Raw genomic sequence first — 15,494 nt, forward strand, 5'->3', positions numbered from 1 at the left:
AATTTCCGTAAAAAGGGGATTGCCGCCGGAACAGAGGGCCCCGGCGGCAATGGGCTTCAGGTCAGGCGAAAGCCCGAGGAGGCCTGGTTGAGGGACTCCGAGCAGTTACCAAGGGCCCTGGCGTGATCCTCCAGGTGGCCGCGGATGGTGCGGGATTCCAGGGCGCTGCCGTGGATGTGTTCCACCTTCTGGGCGATCTCTTCAGTGGTGGTGGAAATGCCCTCGACCGAGGACACTACCTGTTCCATGTCGCCAGCCAGGGACTGGATTGACTGGGTAATCCGTTCGATGACCGCCACTGCTTCGCCCGCACTCTCTTCACCGGCGTTGGCCTGTTGCAGGCCCTGCTCCATCAGGGAGCCGATTTCCCGGGTCTCACGGTTCAGGGCGTCGACGATGTCGGCGATGCCTGCGGTTGCGGAAACGGTCTTCTCCGCAAGGGAGCGCACCTCATCGGCGACGACCGAGAAGCCCCGGCCAGCTTCGCCGGCACGGGCGGCCTCGATGGCCGCGTTCAGGGCCAGCAGGTTGGTCTGTTCCGCCAGGCTGTTGATGGTGTCAACAATGGTATTCACCTTCTCGCCGGTCTTGCTCAGGCTCTTCACCTGCTCGTGGGTCTGGCGGATCTTGCCGGAAAGGTCCTGCATGATTTCGCCATTGCTACGAACCACCGTGGCGCCATGACTGGCGGCCTCGTTGGCCTGTTGGGTGGACTCGTTCACCGTATTGGTCAGCTTGGCGATGTCGGAGGCGGTATGGGAGATTTCCTGAACGGCCGCGGCAGCCTGCTCGGTCTGGGCTTCCACCTGTTCGCTGTTGGCGCTCATCTGGCTGACCAGTTGCTGCAGTTCGCCCTGCAGTCGGTCCAGGTCCCGGTTGCCGTCGAGTACCTCCCGGATAACACCGGAAACGTCCTCTACCATCTGATTGGATGCACCCCCAAGGGCGTTGAACTCGTCATTGGTATTGTGGCCTACACGCAGGCGCTCACTCAGATCACCGGCGGCGACCCGGGTCAGCAGCCTGGCCGCATCCTTGAGCCGGCCTACCAGCGTGCGGGAGGCCTGGGTAAGGGTGACGATCAGTACAACCAGCACCACGGCAGAGACGATGATCACCAGCCAGGCGGAGGCGTCCCTTGCCTGCTCGGCACGGGCGGTGGTGCTGGCTACGAGTCCGGTCTCCAGTGACTGGTTCTGGCGCTCAATCACCGCTTCGAGCTCGCCGCCAAGGGTCGCCAGCTGCTGCTGGGTGTCCTGGATGGCGTTGATCTGGCTTTCTGCCCGCTCGAAGGCTTTCGCAAACGTCTTCACCGCCAGGCCGAGATCATTCTCCTCCCAGTCCATGTTCGTGATGACTTCCTGCATGCCATCAATGGCCTGGTGGGTCTGCTCGGCGGATTCCGGGGTAAAGTTGTTCAGGTAATCGGAATAGGTTGTCATGGCCAGCTCGATATCCTCATTCATTATCGAGATACTGATCTGGCGCAGCCCTTCATCCATGGCCTTGGTCAGCTCGCCGTGGATGCCCGACGATGAGTCAAGGCCCAGGGCCTGACGTTGTTCCAGCCACTGGCGGCGCAGAGCGACATAGGCAGACACCTGTTCGCGGATCTCGGTGGCTGTCGCCTGGATGCCCTCATCCGAGATGACTTCTGCCTGGGCCACCAGTTGCCTGGCCTGGCTTTCCAGTGCATCCAGCTGTCCCTGGTACTGGTCAACCTCATCTGCGACCAGCCCGTTACTCAGTGTTTCTACCCGCAACCATTCGCCCCAGAGGGTAAGGGAGGCATTCTGATACTGGTTGGCCGATGACCGGTCTTCATAGGACTCGGAGACCTGGTCCAGCCCTCGCAAGGCGGCCAGCGCCACCAGGACCAGCCCAATCAGGGTGCCCGCAATCAACAACCCGAATTTCTGTCGCCACGACAGGGAAAGGAAACGCTTCACAGGGGGACTCCAGATTCTGTTGTTATCAGTGATGACCACTATAGAGAAGCGTAACGGCAAGCGGGTGTATTTCTTGACACCGTTTGGTTACGAAGTGTTTCTGTCCAGGTGAGGTGGCGGTCCCTTGCCAGTGGGCAAGTGTGGGGCCAGTGGGTAAGTGTGGGTATCGGGAAGGCCTGAAACGAAAAAAGCCCCGGAGGTCCGGGGCTTTTCGCGGTTGTTTGGTGGAGGCGGCGGGAATTGAACCCGCGTCCGCCAGTACTCTGCCTTGAGATCTACATGTTTAGTGTCCTTCTATTCGTTTAACCTTGAGCGACCCGAAGGTCAGGGTGCAAAAGGCGAGCTCTTTGAATCTTAGCCTTCAACCAGTGAGCTCTGGTTAAAGGAGCAGCCTGTTAGCTATGACGTCCTGAAATACCCGTTTACAGGCACCCGGGTCAGGACGACCAGCGGCTTACGCCGCCAGTGCGTAGTTGTCGTCGTTTGCGACTATTGCTTGCAGCTTTGGATTAACGAGATTGGCTGCCATCTCGACATGCACCCAAGGGTTCGCTACCAGCGTCGAAGCCATGTCGCCCCCCTTGTGTGATCAGTATATGGGGCCGGTTGGCCGGACTTCAAGCTCTTTCCGCAAAAGCCCGTTGGTAGTTACCCCTAACCGTGTTGCCCGCCATTTATGTGTGGTCCCGCATGATGCGCTGCTTCTGGCGGTTCCAGTCCCGCTCTTTCTCGGTAGCGCGCTTGTCGTACAGCTTCTTGCCTTTTACCAGGGCAATCTCGCACTTCACCTTGTTCTTTTTCCAGTACAGGGCAAGGGGCACGCAGGTATGGCCGACCTGTTCCGCCTTGCCCACCAGTCGTGCGATTTCCTTGGCGTGCAGCAGCAGCTTGCGGGTGCGGGTCGGGTCGGCAATCACATGGGTGGAAGCCGTGTTCAGGGGCGTAATCTGGGCGTTGAAAAGAAACGCCTCGCCTTCACGGAACAGCACGTAGGCCTCGGTGATCTGGCCCTTGCCTTCCCGTAGTGATTTGACCTCCCAGCCCAGCAACTGCACACCGGCTTCGATGCGCTCTTCAATGTGGTACTCGTGCCGGGCTTTCTTGTTGAGGGCGATGGTGCCCCCGGAGTTTGCCGGTTTTTTCTTGCTCATGAAGTCTTTCCGTTGGATATTCGGTGTCTGGCTGTGGGATCGATCCGGCTGCAGACAAGTGGCGAATTTTGACATCCTTGCCCACCTAAAGGAAGGCGATTCCTACCGTGTTCAGCCTACAGGGCTGACTCACCTCGGTGGGTTCCTGCTGCTGGCGACCTTGTAGCATTGCTCACTTCACAGGCGAACCGGGCGTGCCCCGCCCTTAATACATTGATCGCGCCAACCGTGTCGGCGTTTTCCTTAAAGCCGCAATCCAAGCAGTGGAACTGCGCTTGTGTCTGGCGGTTGTCCGCCGACACATGGCCGCAGGCCGGGCAGGTGCGGCTGGTGTTGCGTGGTGGCACGGCCACCAGCCAACCGCCGTTCCATTGGAGCTTGTAGTCCAACTGGCGGCGGAACTCGAACCAGCCCTGATCCAGAATACTTCGGTTTAATCCAGATTTGGGTCGAACGCTTCTTCCCGGCTGATCAACCGTGCCTGCCGCCGACGTCGACATATTCCGCACCTTTAAATCCTCGATACACACCATCGCGTGGTTTTGGCTGATCGTGGTCGTGGCTTTGTGCAGATAGTCGCGGCGGGCATGGCCGATCCGGGCGTGAATGCGCTGGACACGGGCTTTGGCTCTTTTCCAGTTGTTGCTGAATTTGGTCTTACGGCTCAGTGCCTGCTGCGCTTTGCGCAGCCGGTCCTGATGCGTCTTGAAGCTGTTAAGGGGGTTCAGGTGGTCATCGCCCTCAAACGCTGGCAGGGGCCGGTCAAATGAGGCGAAACGGGCTACGCCCATATCGATGCCAATGGCATCGCCCTTGGGCACGGGCTGTTCAACTTCACGCTCGGTCTGGATCGAGACAAACCACTTGCCACACGACTGGCTGACGGTGATGTTCTTCACCGTACCCAGAACCTCACGGCTGTTGCGGTACCGCAACCAGCCGAGCTTTGGCAGAAACAAACGGCTGTTGGCCTGTTCCAGTTTTGTGCCTTGTGGGTAGCGAAAGCTGTCAGACATTCCCTTTTTCTTGAAGCAAGGAAACTCGGCTCGCCGGGCAAAGAAGTTGGCGTAGGCGCGGTCCAGGTCCTTCAGGCTTTGCTGCAAAGCCTGCGAAGGCGTTTCACCTAACCATTCGGTTTTGCTGTCCAGCTTCCATTGCGTGAGCTGCTTGCACAATCCGGCGTAACCCAGCTTTTTGTCCCCTTGCTCGTAACGCTCTTTCTGCAACGCCAACGCCTTGTTAAACACGAACCGACAGGAGCCAGCGAAACGGCGCATAAGGCGCTGTTGCCGGCCGTTGGGTCTGAGTTCGTATTTAAAGGCTTGTAGACGTTGCATAACCACACTATAGTTTGGTCTATGAAACAAAGCAACGATATAAGAAAAGGTCGCCACTGCATTTTTGTGATGCACGTTCACTTGGTCTTTGTGGCCAAATACCGCAAAACCGTCTTCGACAAGGACGCCATAGATCGCTTGCGGGAGCTGTTCACAAACATCTGTGCCGGTTTTGATGCAGAACTAAAGGAAATGGATGGCGAGGCCGATCATGTTCACCTGCTGGTGAATTATCCGCCCAAGGTGGCGGTATCATCTCTGGTGAACAGCTTAAAGGGCGCTTCCAGTCGCGTACTACGAAAGGAGCGACCCGATATCGCGTCGAGGTTCTATTACAAAGGCGTCCTCTGGTCGCCGTCTTACTTTGCATCCAGTTGTGGTGGCGCGCCGATAGAGATCATTCGCCAGTACATCGAGCAACAGCAAACACCACATTGACCCATGGAGCGGCGATGCCGCTCTCACCTTATATCCCCGCCATGAATGACCGGGCTTTACGGTGTGGTGGATAACCCAGTTGGCGATATGGGGTCACCAGCCGGGCCCCGGCCGGCGGAATTCAGCTACAATCCCCTGTGCCTTCTCCGGCGACAAGGTCCAGATGGCCGGAGAGAGGACTGATGTCGACGTAGTCAACAAGGATGCCAATGCCAACACCACCAAAGACAACACTGGGGCTCTGGTCCGGGCGCAGTACCTTCTTCTGGGCAGCTGCGGCCGCAACCATCGGTCTGGGTAATCTCTGGCACTTCCCGTGGCTGGCCAGTCAGTTTGGCGGCGGTTACTTTGTGCTGCTTTACCTTTTCTTCTTGCTGGTCATTACCCTTCCTTTACTGCTGGCAGAAGCCGCACTGGGGCGCCGGCACCGGCATAACCTGGTGCTTGCCTTGCGCTCGGAAACCCGGGATCGCTACCTGTCCCCCCGCTGGCGGTGGCTGGGCCGGGTGAGTGTGCTGTCCGGCTTCCTGGTTCTGTCGATTACCCTGGTGATTGGTTCTATCTGTCTGGCCTATGTGTTCTATGGTGCCTTCGGCCGGTTTGGTAATGCCACGCCCCTGTCCATGACGGGCATGCTGGCAGAGCTGGTGGAGAGCCCCTATGACTATCGCGGTTTTATGGCCTGGCACCTGTTTTTCATTATCCTTGTGGGAGCGGTGGCGTTCCGGCAGGAGCTGGTCGAGCGGGCGTTCCGACTGGTCATGCCGGCGTTCCTGGCCTTGCTGCTTGGCCTGTTGTGGTGGAGCTGGGAGCGGGGTGTCGGGCCCGCTGCGCTGGAATCCGTGGCCGGCTTCCGGTGGCAGGACGTCAGCAGTGACACGGCCTGGTTTGCGTTGTCCCACGCGTTTTACACCCTGGGTATCGGGCTGGGCATCTGGGCGGTTCTGGGGGCGTTGATGGCCCCGGGCTCCCCGTTCAAACGTTCGGTGTTCGGTGTCGCCCTGCTGGATACCGCCGTGGGTGTGCTGGCGGGCGTGGTGATCTACGGAATTGCCGAGTCGTTCGACGGCTCCGGTGATGTGCGGGGGTTCGGGCTGGTGTTCGTGGCCCTGCCGGTGGGCCTTGGAGGCCTGGAGCATCACCAGTTACTGGCGACGGCAGTGTTTACCCTGATTATGCTGGTGGCCTGGACCTCGGCACTGGTACTGGCGGAGACGGTTGTCAGCTGGCTGCGGGAGTGGGTGATCGCTCCGCGCCCGGTCTCGGTGCTGCTGGTGCTTGTGTGTGCGTGGCTGGCGGGACTGGTTACGCTGTATTCCTTCAATATATGGGCAGATTTCCAGGTGGCGGGACTGACGCCCTTCCGCTGGATCGAGCTGCTGACCAGTGGCATTTTGATACCGGCCGTCGCGGCTGGCCTGGCAATATTCCTGGGGTGGATGACACCGGTGAACTACCTGACCGGTTTGCTTGGTGATACGCAGGACTGGCTGGTCACCATGTGGCGCTTTGCCTTGCGCTACCTGTTGCCCTTGATTGTGATTGGGGTGGGCGTCGGCTACTCCGTAATGTCGCTGAAGTTGTTGTGTGACGATGGCGAGCTGGGCTGGTGTACGCCGTCAGCACATGAGCTGCCGGCTGAGGACGAGAAGCGCAGAGGGCCGGGTAAGGCCGCAGAGTACTGAGTTCCGGTTCTGGTATCAGGAAGTGCCACGACTGCCGCAACCGGCACGAAATCGGATATCATGGGCTCAGTATATTCAGAAAGAAGTCACTGCAAGACTCCGAGGTTTCATGGCCCATCAGATCGATAAAAGCGCCCTGGTGATGCATTCTGCCGAGCGCATGTTTGCCCTGGTTGACGATATCGCCCGCTATCCTGACTTCCTGCCCTGGTGCGCCGGTGCAGAGATACATGAACGTACCGGTGCCGAGGTCCTGGCGTCGCTGGAGGTGGCCAAGGGCGGTATGCGCCATCGCCTCACCACACGTAACGAATTACTGTCACCACAGCGTATCGACATGAAGCTGGTGGATGGACCATTCCGTGACTTGCAGGGGCGCTGGCATTTCAAGCCACTGGATGAGAATGCCTGCAAGGTAACCTTGCAGCTGGATTTCGAGTTCTCGGGCTCGCTGGCGCGCATGACGTTCGGGCCGGTGTTCAGCCAGGCTGCGAATACCCTGGTAGAGGCGTTTTGTCGCCGGGCGAATGAAGTCTATACCGATGCCCTGGTGAACCGCTGATGCGTGTGGAAGTAGCCTACGCAACACCGGAACGCCAGGAAATCATTCCTGTCGAAGTGGAAGAGGGGACGACGATGCTGGATGCTGTGCGTCGTTCCGGAATTGAATCGCACTTCTCCGGGCTGGATCCAGAGCAGACGGACATGGGTATCTTCGGTAAGGTGGTCAAGTCGTCCGCGGAACATGTACTGCGGGACGGGGATCGGGTCGAGCTGTATCGACCGCTCAAGATTGATCCCAAGCAGGCCCGGTTGAACCGGGCCCGAAAGAAGCAGGGCGAGGGCTGACCAGGGCCCTGTACGGCAGGAATCAGTAAGCTGGCAGATCGTCCAGCAGCTGTTTCTCCATATGGGTGAAGGTGTCGCCATCGTAATGGACGATAACCTTCTGTTCCCGTATCTCGCCGCCGGCTTCCTGGAACGTGTAGGTATAGTACTCGACCGAAGTGTCTGCCGGGTTCAGCATCATCGGGGTGCCCAGCACAGAGCGCACCTGGGAACGAGACATGCCCGGTTCCAGCTGGCTAAGTTCTTCCTCGGAAATGATGTTACCTTGCTGGACATTGATCTTGTAGACACCGGGGAATACGCAGCCGGCAAGCATGGTCAGCAGGAGTACGGGGGCAAGTCTGGTAAGAAGGTGCATCAGGGACAGATGTCCTTTTTTGGCTGGAAATGAAACGGTTTATGAGTCGCAATATGGCGCTATAATACCGGAAGCACTGAACACACCAAAGAGCGAACAGCATTATGTCATCTGAAAACGCCGAACTGCGCAAAGTGGGCCTGAAGGTCACGCTGCCCAGGGTAAAGATCTTCAATATCCTGGAAAATGCGGAAGAACACCACCTCAGCGCTGAAGACGTGTACAAGAAGCTGCTGGAGCAGGGTGATGATGTGGGGTTGGCAACTGTCTACCGGGTGCTGACCCAGTTTGAAGCGGCCGGGTTGGTTCTCCGCCACAACTTCGAGGGCGGGCATGCCGTGTTCGAGATGGCTGGTGATGATCACCATGACCACATGGTATGCACCCAGACCGGCGACGTCATTGAGTTCGTCGACGAGGTGATCGAGGAGCGTCAGAAGAAGATCGCCGAAGAGCATGGCTACGAAATCGTGGACCACAGCCTGATCCTTTACGTGAAGCCGCTGCAAAAGTCCTGAACCTGCCAATAGCGCTCGGTAACCTGAGGGTGGCCGGGCGTACCTCCTGTCTTTGCTTTTTGTTTCCTGTAACAAAAAAAGAGCGCCGGGGCGGCGCTCAAAAAGCTCTCAGGTGAGAAGGGAATCTGTGAGAGCCGAAGGAAGCTATTCTCCTGGCTTGGCGGTTACCGCCGCATGGACCGTGATTCAGTGATGGGTCGCCTGACCCTTGGTGTACATTTCCCGGGCATGGGCCAGGGTCTGCTCGGTCATGTCCACGCCACCAAGCATCCGGGCCACTTCACTGATACGGCCCTGATCATTGAGTGCTTCAATCCTTGAGAAAGTCGCGTCGGCTTCCGTGAACTTGCTGACAAACAGGTGCTGATGGCTCTGGGCTGCCACCTGTGGCAGGTGGGTGACGCAGATGATCTGCCCGCTTTCGCCCAGGGACCGTAGCAGCCGCCCGACCACTTCCGCCGTACCGCCGCCGATGCCTACGTCCACCTCGTCGAATACCAGTGTGGGAGTGGTTGAGGTCTGGGCAACGACCACCTGGATGGCAAGGCTGATCCGTGACAGTTCGCCGCCGGAGGCGACCTTGGCCAGCGGGCGGGCCGGCTGGCCGGGGTTGGCGCTGATCAGGAATTCAACCTCCTCGTTACCGGTGGCGCTGGGCTCCCCGTTGCTGGCATCCAGGTGACTGATGAACTGCATGGTCGGCATTCCCAGCTCTGCCAGCTCGGTGGCTACCCGCTGGTCCAGGGTGGCGGCGCCCTCGCGGCGGGCTTCTGACAGTTTGTCTGCGACGGTCTGGTAAGCCTTGCGGTAGTTCTCTACGTCAGCTTCCATTTGCTCCAGGCTGCCTTCGTTGTCGTCCAGCTCGGCCAGTTCGTCACTCAGGCGCATATGAAGCTCGGTCAGTTCTTCAGGCTGTACCCGGTGCTTGCGGGCCAGCTGGTAGATGGCGCTGAGTCGCTCCTCCACTTCCTGCAGGCGTTGCGGGTCCGCCTCATAGTCCTCCACGAAGTGCACCAGGTTGCTGCCAGCTTCCGTTAGCTGGATCTGCGCCTCGTTCAGCATCTGCAGCGTATCCGCCAGGGCAGGGACTTCCACTGGTAGCTGTTCCAGTTGGGACAGGGCCTGGCGCACCAGGTCTGCGGCGCTGGTTTCATCCTCGGAGCAGAGCATGGCCGCCTGGTGACTGGCCTGGCGCACAGTTTCCGCGTGGCTAAGCTGCTCCTGTTCCTGTTCCAGGGTGGCCTGTTCGCCTTCTTGCAACGCCAGGCGGTCGAGTTCTTCCACCTGGTAACGCAGCAGTTGCAGGCGGGCCTCGGTTTCATCAGCATTCTGCTGCCGGCTCAGTAGCCGTTCCCGGGCCTGGTGCCATTGTTTCCAGGCCAGGCGGGTCTTGATGGCAAGGTCTTCTGCACTGGAGAACTCATCCAGCAGGCGTCGGTGGGTGTCCTTTTTCAGCAGTGACTGATGCTGGTGCTGGCTGTGGATGTCCATCAGTGTCGCGCCCAGCTCCTTGAGCTGGTTCAGGGGGCAGGGCTGGCCATTTATGTAGGCCCTGGAGCGTCCGTCACGGCCAATGACCCGGCGCAGGATGCAGTCATTACCGTCATCCAGGTCCTGGTCTTCCAGCCAGTCACGGGCTTCATCGATGCGGCTGATATCAAAGCTGGCGGTAATGTCGGCACGCTTGGCGCCATGGCGAACAGCGCTGGCATCGCCGCGGCCTCCCATGGCCAGCCCCAGGGCATCCAGCACAATGGATTTGCCGGCGCCGGTTTCACCGGTCAGGGCGGTCATGCCCTGCTGGAATTGCAGTTCCACCCTTTCGGCGATGGCGTAATTGGAAACCGTGAGTTGAGTCAGCATGAGGCGTCTCCCTGAGTCTCGAACACTGTTGGCGTATACAGTATCTGTGAATATATACAGCAAAAAGGCTGTATGCAAACCCAGTAGTTCAGTTTCTGTGAATTCGGGGTGGTTGAAAGCGATGGTTTGGGCCCCATATCCGTTGCAAGTTTTCACCATCATTGGGTATGGCGCGGCCAGCCGCGCACACAGAAACAAGCGGGAGTAGCTGATGAGCGCTGACGAGAATCGCAACGAGAAAGTCGATGAAGAAATGAAGGCGGAAGAGCGCGCCGGTGAGCCGGTGTCTGAGACGCAGGAAGGGGAAACCCCGGACCCTGAAAACGATGCGGACTCCATGGAAGCCCGCATGCAGGAAATGCAGGATCAGATGCTGAGAACACAGGCCGAGATGCAGAACGTGCGTCGCCGTGCCGAAATCGATGTGGAGAAGGCTCACAAGTTTGCGCTGGAAAAGTTCGTCAAGGAACTGCTGCCGGTGGCCGACAGCCTGGAAAAGGCGGTCGAGAGCACCGAGAACCAGCAAAGCAGCGACGAGCTGGTTGTTTCCATCCGTGAAGGGGTGGAAATGACCCTGGACCTGTTCATGAAGAGCCTGGGCAAGTTCAACGTTCAGCAGGTCAATCCGGTGGGTGAGCCGTTTGATCCCCAGCTGCACGAAGCCATGTCCATGGTGCCGGCGCCGGATGCGGAACCGAACTCCGTAGTGGCAGTGGTGCAGAAGGGTTACACCCTGAACGAACGCCTGGTTCGTCCGGCCATGGTAGTGGTCGCCAAGGCCGAGGATGCGCGAAAAATCGATGAGCAGGCTTGAAAAGTCGTCATCGGCGCCAATATAGGCAGGTAACAGTCAACAAGCCGGCACTCTCGCCGGCACCGAATCAGAACAAGCCGGACTGCAAGGCATTTCGGACTGAATAGCTAACTGGAGTGATTTCATGAGCAAAATTATCGGTATCGACCTGGGTACGACCAACTCCTGTGTTGCCATCATGGATGGCGACAAGGTCAAGGTGATCGAAAACGCCGAAGGCGACCGCACCACGCCGTCCATCATCGCCTACACCGACGATGGTGAGACCCTGGTCGGTCAGTCTGCGAAGCGCCAGGCGGTCACCAACCCCCACAATACCCTTTACGCCATCAAGCGTCTGATCGGTCGTCGTTTCGAGGACGACGTCGTCCAGAAAGACATCGAGATGGTGCCCTATAAAATCGCCAAGGCTGACAACGGTGATGCCTGGGTAGAAGTGAAGGGCGAGAAGATGGCGCCGCCGCAGGTATCTGCGGAAGTGCTCAAGAAGATGAAGAAGACGGCCGAGGACTACCTGGGCGAGAAAGTGACCGAGGCGGTAATCACCGTACCGGCCTACTTCAACGACAGCCAGCGCCAGGCCACCAAGGACGCGGGCAAGATCGCGGGCCTCGAAGTTAAGCGGATTATCAACGAGCCGACCGCTGCAGCCCTGGCTTACGGCATGGACAAGCAGAGCGGTGACCGCACCGTGGCTGTCTATGACCTGGGCGGTGGTACTTTCGACCTGTCTATCATCGAGATTGCCGACGTGGACGGTGAGCACCAGTTTGAAGTGCTGGCCACCAACGGTGACACCTTCCTGGGTGGTGAAGACTTCGACCTGAAGGTTATCGAGTACCTGGCGGACCAGTTCAAGAAGGACAGCGGTATCGACCTGCGTGGCGACTCCCTGGCCATGCAACGCCTGAAGGAAGCCGCCGAGAAAGCCAAGATCGAGCTGTCCAGCAGCCAGCAGACCGACGTTAACCTGCCGTACATCACGGCTGACCAGAGCGGTCCCAAGCACATGAACGTCAAGCTGACCCGGGCCAAACTCGAGTCGCTGGTAGAGGAACTGGTCGAACGCAGCCTTGAGCCCTGTAAGGTGGCCCTGAAGGATGCTGGCCTGTCCGCTAACGAAGTGGACGAGGTTATCCTGGTGGGCGGGCAGACCCGTATGCCGCTGGTTCAGGAGAAGGTGAAGAACTTCTTCGGTAAGGAAGCCCGCAAGGATGTTAACCCGGACGAGGCCGTTGCTGTTGGTGCAGCTATCCAGGGCGCGGTACTTTCCGGTGATGTGAAAGACGTACTGCTGCTGGACGTGACCCCGCTGACCCTGGGCATCGAGACTATGGGTGGAGTGGCCACGCCGCTGATCGACAAGAACACCACCATTCCGACCAAGAAGTCGCAGACGTTCTCCACGGCTGATGACAACCAGACCGCGGTAACCATCCACGTGGTCCAGGGTGAGCGCAAGCAGGCGTCCCAGAACAAGTCACTGGGCCGCTTCGACCTGGCGGATATCCCGCCGGCGCCACGCGGTGTGCCGCAGATTGAGGTGACCTTCGATATCGATGCCAACGGTATCCTCAACGTGTCCGCCAAGGACAAGGCCACCGGCAAGGAGCAGTCCATCGTGATCAAGGCCTCTTCCGGTCTGAACGATGACGAAATCGAGAAGATGGTGAACGACGCCGAGGCCAACGCCGAGGAAGATCGCAAGTTCGAGGAGCTGGTGCAGGCCCGTAACCAGGGTGACGCCATGGTTCACACCGTGCGCAAGACCCTGAACGATGCCGGTGACAAGGTCACGGATAGCGAGAAGGAAACCATCGAGGCTGCTATCAAGGAACTCGAAGAAGCGCTGGAAGGCTCTGACAAGGACGACATCGAGGCCAAGACCCAGAAGCTGACCGAGGCTTCCGGTGAGCTGGCCCAGAAGATGTACGCCGAGCAGGGCGAGCAGGCTCAGCAGGCTGGCGGCGAAGAGCAGGCCAGTGGCGGCGCCGATGATGCGGTGGACGCCGAGTTCGAGGAAGTCAAAGACGACGACAAGCGATAAGCAATATCGCGATAGCAGACACGGCGCGGGGGTGAAGGCCCCCGCGTTTTCTGCGTTTGAGAGCATCGGGTTCTGGCGTGACAGGGCCCGTATTCAATGAGCACAGACAGGTTTTCAACAGGGTTTTTCCAGCATGGCCAAACGTGACTACTACGACGTTCTCGGCGTCACCCGGGATACGGACGAGAAGGAGATCAAGCGGGCGTATCGCAAGCTCGCGATGAAGTACCATCCGGACCGTAACCCGGACGACGCTGACGCCGAAGCCAGGTTCAAGGAGGCCACGGAAGCCTACGACGTTCTTATGGACCCCAACAAGCGGGCTGCCTACGACCAGTTTGGTCACGCCGGGGTGGATGGCCAGGCCGGTGGCGGCGGCTTCGGCGGTGGTGGTGCCAGCTTTTCCGATATTTTCGGAGATGTGTTTGGCGACATCTTCGGTGGTGGCGGTCGCGGTCGCTCCAATCGTGGCGCCGATCTGCGCTATACCCTGGAGCTGGACCTGGAAGAAGCCGTACACGGCACCACAGTAAAGATCCGCGTGCCCGGTCATGTGGAATGTGACGTGTGTGAAGGCAGTGGTGCTGAAAAGGGCTCCCGGCCTGAAACCTGCGGCACCTGCAAGGGCATGGGCCAGGTTCGGATGCAACAGGGATTCTTTACTGTGCAGCAGGCCTGTCCTACCTGTCGTGGTAGTGGTCAGACTATCAAGAATCCGTGTAAGAAGTGCCACGGCGCCGGTCGCCTGCAGGAAGAGAAAACTCTTTCCGTCAAGGTGCCGCCGGGAGTGGATACCGGCGATCGTATCCGCCTTTCTGGTGAAGGCGAGATGGGCATTGAGGGTGGCCCCTCGGGTGACCTGTACGTCCAGGTCTCTGTGCGTGAGCACTCCATCTTTACCCGCGATGGTCGCAACCTCTATTGTGAAGTACCCATCAGCATTGTTGATGCGGCCCTCGGTGGCGAACTGGAAGTGCCCACCCTCGATGGGCGCGTAAAGCTGAAGATTCCGCCGGAAACGCAGACCGGCAAGCTGTTCCGCCTGCGCAACAAGGGGGTATCCCCGGTGCGTGGCGGCCCTGCCGGTGATTTGCTGTGTCGGGTGATGGTGGAGACACCGGTTAACCTGACCAAGAAGCAGAAAGACCTGATGGAGCAGTTCCAGGAAACCCTGGACGGCAACAATGGGAACAACCATGGCCCGCGCAAGACTTCCTGGTTTGAGGGCGTGAAAAACTTCTTCGATGAAATGAAATTCTGAGGTCCGCCATGACACGGATAGGCGTTACCGGCGCAGCCGGACGTATGGGTAAGGTGTTGATCGAGGCCATCGATGAGGCCGACGATCTCACACTCGGGGCTGCCATTGTCCACCCTGAAAGCTCGCTGATCGGAGCCGACGCGGGTGAAATGGCCGGGATCGGCAAGAACGGCGTTGCCCTCGCGGGTAATGTGGCCGATGTAAAAGACGCCTTCGACATCCTGATCGACTTTACCTTCCCGGACCTGACCCTGGAGAACCTGGAGTTCTGCAGCCAGCATGGCAAGGCAGTGATCATCGGCACCACCGGGCTGACCGATGCCGAAAAAGAGCAGGTGATGGTGGCCGCCGAGAAAACCCCGGTGGTCTTCGCCCCGAACATGAGCGTGGGTATCAACGTGATGCTCGACCTGCTGCACAAGGCGGCCTCGGTGCTGGGTGATGACTACGACGTGGAAATCATCGAGGCCCACCACCGCCACAAGAAGGACGCGCCCTCCGGAACGGCCCTGCGCCTGGGTGAGGTGGTCGCCGATGCCCTCGGGCGCGACCTGAAGGAATGTGCCGTCTACGGCCGCGAAGGCTTCACTGGTGAACGCTCACAAAAGGAAATCGGCTTCGAAACCATCCGCGCCGGTGACGTGGTGGGTGATCACACCGTACTCTTCGCGACCATGGGCGAGCGCATCGAGCTCACCCACAAGGCCAGCAGCCGTATGACCTTCGCCAAGGGCGCCGTACGCGCCGCCCGCTGGCTGCAGGGCAAGCCGGCCGGTTTGTACGATATGCAGGATGTTCTGGGTCTTAAAGACTGATTTTTTGCCACGGAATCCACGGAAGGACACGGAAGAAAAAGATGAAAGAATTCAGCCACTAAATCCACGAAAACCACGAAAGAAAACCAATGGCCAAAAAGCGGTCCTGTCAGAAAGGCTGTTTTTGTCTTTTGTTTCGTGGTTTTCGTGGATTTAGTGGCCAATAAATTCTTTATCTTTCTATTTTTTTTCCGTGTTCTTCTGTGGGTTCCGTGGCTATAAAGGTCTTTCAGATGGACACAGATCGCCGAATTTCCTACAATAAGGCGATTTAACTGCACCAAGCGTAGCCAATGACAAAGCCCGCCCGGGGTCCGGACCAGTCCTGACGGCGGAACAAGAAAGCGGGACGGGGCAACACCCCCTCTCGCTTTTTTGCGACCTGAATTTGCGCTTGCGTTCCCGTTCG

General features: G+C 58.8%; 14 protein-coding genes and 1 other RNA gene. 9 read left to right on the top strand and 6 right to left on the bottom strand.

Features of this window, described 5'->3' with window-relative positions; genetic code table 11:
* Positions 1-56: 56 nt before the first annotated feature.
* The 4 genes from MLC59_RS20020 to MLC59_RS07455 all read right to left on the bottom strand — a co-directional run bounded on the left by MLC59_RS20020 (position 57) and on the right by MLC59_RS07455 (position 4,437).
* Complete coding sequence (locus MLC59_RS20020) at positions 57-1,949, bottom strand: methyl-accepting chemotaxis protein (protein WP_248232890.1); 1,893 nt, start codon at positions 1,947-1,949, stop codon at positions 57-59.
* A 222-nt stretch (positions 1,950-2,171) separates the two neighbouring features.
* Positions 2,172-2,529: a transfer-messenger RNA gene (gene ssrA / locus MLC59_RS07445) on the bottom strand.
* Positions 2,530-2,623: 94 nt separating this feature from the next.
* Complete coding sequence (gene smpB, locus MLC59_RS07450; RefSeq protein WP_248232892.1) at positions 2,624-3,100, bottom strand: SsrA-binding protein SmpB; 477 nt, start codon at positions 3,098-3,100, stop codon at positions 2,624-2,626.
* Between the two features lie 116 nt (positions 3,101-3,216).
* Positions 3,217-4,437 (bottom strand): RNA-guided endonuclease InsQ/TnpB family protein, encoded by a 1,221-nt coding sequence (locus tag MLC59_RS07455; protein WP_248232895.1) that lies wholly within the window; start codon positions 4,435-4,437, stop codon positions 3,217-3,219.
* 21 nt (positions 4,438-4,458) lie between these two features.
* On the opposite strand from MLC59_RS07455, the gene tnpA reads away from it, so the two are divergent.
* From tnpA to MLC59_RS07475, 4 genes are all read left to right on the top strand, one after another.
* Positions 4,459-4,875 carry an IS200/IS605 family transposase gene (tnpA, locus tag MLC59_RS07460; protein ID WP_248232897.1) on the top strand — a complete coding sequence of 139 codons (417 nt, stop codon included), beginning with the start codon at positions 4,459-4,461 and terminating at the stop codon, positions 4,873-4,875.
* A gap of 209 nt (positions 4,876-5,084) precedes the next feature.
* The gene (locus MLC59_RS07465; RefSeq protein ID WP_248232899.1) at positions 5,085-6,560 is read left to right on the top strand and encodes a sodium-dependent transporter; all 1,476 of its coding nucleotides are present in this window, start codon (positions 5,085-5,087) and stop codon (positions 6,558-6,560) included.
* A gap of 109 nt (positions 6,561-6,669) precedes the next feature.
* Positions 6,670-7,122 carry a type II toxin-antitoxin system RatA family toxin gene (locus MLC59_RS07470; protein WP_248232901.1) on the top strand — a complete coding sequence of 151 codons (453 nt, stop codon included), beginning with the start codon at positions 6,670-6,672 and terminating at the stop codon, positions 7,120-7,122.
* Entirely contained in the window at positions 7,122-7,409 is a 288-nt protein-coding gene (locus MLC59_RS07475; protein ID WP_248232905.1) for an RnfH family protein, read from the top strand. The genes MLC59_RS07470 and MLC59_RS07475 overlap by 1 nt, the downstream gene beginning before the upstream one ends.
* A gap of 22 nt (positions 7,410-7,431) precedes the next feature.
* Here the strand turns inward: MLC59_RS07475 and MLC59_RS07480 are convergent, their stop codons facing one another.
* A complete protein-coding gene (locus MLC59_RS07480; protein ID WP_248232908.1) occupies positions 7,432-7,767 on the bottom strand; it encodes an outer membrane protein assembly factor BamE in 336 nt (111 codons plus the stop codon).
* A 104-nt stretch (positions 7,768-7,871) separates the two neighbouring features.
* On the opposite strand from MLC59_RS07480, the gene fur reads away from it, so the two are divergent.
* Positions 7,872-8,285 (top strand): ferric iron uptake transcriptional regulator, encoded by a 414-nt coding sequence (gene fur / locus MLC59_RS07485; protein ID WP_248232910.1) that lies wholly within the window; start codon positions 7,872-7,874, stop codon positions 8,283-8,285.
* Positions 8,286-8,471: 186 nt separating this feature from the next.
* On the opposite strand, the gene recN is transcribed toward fur, so the two are convergent.
* Complete coding sequence (gene recN, locus MLC59_RS07490; RefSeq protein WP_248232912.1) at positions 8,472-10,148, bottom strand: DNA repair protein RecN; 1,677 nt, start codon at positions 10,146-10,148, stop codon at positions 8,472-8,474.
* Positions 10,149-10,359: 211 nt separating this feature from the next.
* On the opposite strand from recN, the gene grpE reads away from it, so the two are divergent.
* The 4 genes from grpE to dapB all read left to right on the top strand — a co-directional run bounded on the left by grpE (position 10,360) and on the right by dapB (position 15,085).
* Positions 10,360-10,962 carry a nucleotide exchange factor GrpE gene (gene grpE / locus MLC59_RS07495; RefSeq protein WP_248232914.1) on the top strand — a complete coding sequence of 201 codons (603 nt, stop codon included), beginning with the start codon at positions 10,360-10,362 and terminating at the stop codon, positions 10,960-10,962.
* 124 nt (positions 10,963-11,086) lie between these two features.
* Entirely contained in the window at positions 11,087-13,009 is a 1,923-nt protein-coding gene (dnaK, locus tag MLC59_RS07500) for a molecular chaperone DnaK (RefSeq protein ID WP_248232916.1), read from the top strand.
* 133 nt (positions 13,010-13,142) lie between these two features.
* Complete coding sequence (gene dnaJ, locus MLC59_RS07505) at positions 13,143-14,270, top strand: molecular chaperone DnaJ (RefSeq protein ID WP_248232919.1); 1,128 nt, start codon at positions 13,143-13,145, stop codon at positions 14,268-14,270.
* 8 nt (positions 14,271-14,278) lie between these two features.
* Positions 14,279-15,085 (top strand): 4-hydroxy-tetrahydrodipicolinate reductase, encoded by an 807-nt coding sequence (dapB, locus tag MLC59_RS07510; RefSeq protein WP_248232922.1) that lies wholly within the window; start codon positions 14,279-14,281, stop codon positions 15,083-15,085.
* Positions 15,086-15,494: the final 409 nt, after the last annotated feature.

Origin of the sequence: Marinobacter bryozoorum (genome assembly GCF_023156245.1) — a bacterium.
In the GTDB taxonomy this organism is placed as follows: Bacteria; Pseudomonadota; Gammaproteobacteria; order Pseudomonadales; family Oleiphilaceae; genus Marinobacter; species Marinobacter bryozoorum.

Excerpts from the sequence above, each read along its gene's own strand:
- smpB (WP_248232892.1), bottom strand. The coding sequence starts at position 3,100 with ATGAGCAAGAAAAAACCGGCAAACTCCGGGGGCACCATCGCCCTCAAC.
- MLC59_RS07455 (WP_248232895.1), bottom strand. The coding sequence starts at position 4,437 with ATGCAACGTCTACAAGCCTTTAAATACGAACTCAGACCCAACGGCCGG.
- tnpA (WP_248232897.1), top strand. The coding sequence starts at position 4,459 with ATGAAACAAAGCAACGATATAAGAAAAGGTCGCCACTGCATTTTTGTG.
- MLC59_RS07465 (WP_248232899.1), top strand. The coding sequence starts at position 5,085 with ATGCCAACACCACCAAAGACAACACTGGGGCTCTGGTCCGGGCGCAGT.
- MLC59_RS07470 (WP_248232901.1), top strand. The coding sequence starts at position 6,670 with ATGGCCCATCAGATCGATAAAAGCGCCCTGGTGATGCATTCTGCCGAG.
- MLC59_RS07475 (WP_248232905.1), top strand. The coding sequence starts at position 7,122 with ATGCGTGTGGAAGTAGCCTACGCAACACCGGAACGCCAGGAAATCATT.
- MLC59_RS07480 (WP_248232908.1), bottom strand. The coding sequence starts at position 7,767 with ATGCACCTTCTTACCAGACTTGCCCCCGTACTCCTGCTGACCATGCTT.
- fur (WP_248232910.1), top strand. The coding sequence starts at position 7,872 with ATGTCATCTGAAAACGCCGAACTGCGCAAAGTGGGCCTGAAGGTCACG.
- recN (WP_248232912.1), bottom strand. The coding sequence starts at position 10,148 with ATGCTGACTCAACTCACGGTTTCCAATTACGCCATCGCCGAAAGGGTG.
- grpE (WP_248232914.1), top strand. The coding sequence starts at position 10,360 with ATGAGCGCTGACGAGAATCGCAACGAGAAAGTCGATGAAGAAATGAAG.
- dnaK (WP_248232916.1), top strand. The coding sequence starts at position 11,087 with ATGAGCAAAATTATCGGTATCGACCTGGGTACGACCAACTCCTGTGTT.
- dnaJ (WP_248232919.1), top strand. The coding sequence starts at position 13,143 with ATGGCCAAACGTGACTACTACGACGTTCTCGGCGTCACCCGGGATACG.
- dapB (WP_248232922.1), top strand. The coding sequence starts at position 14,279 with ATGACACGGATAGGCGTTACCGGCGCAGCCGGACGTATGGGTAAGGTG.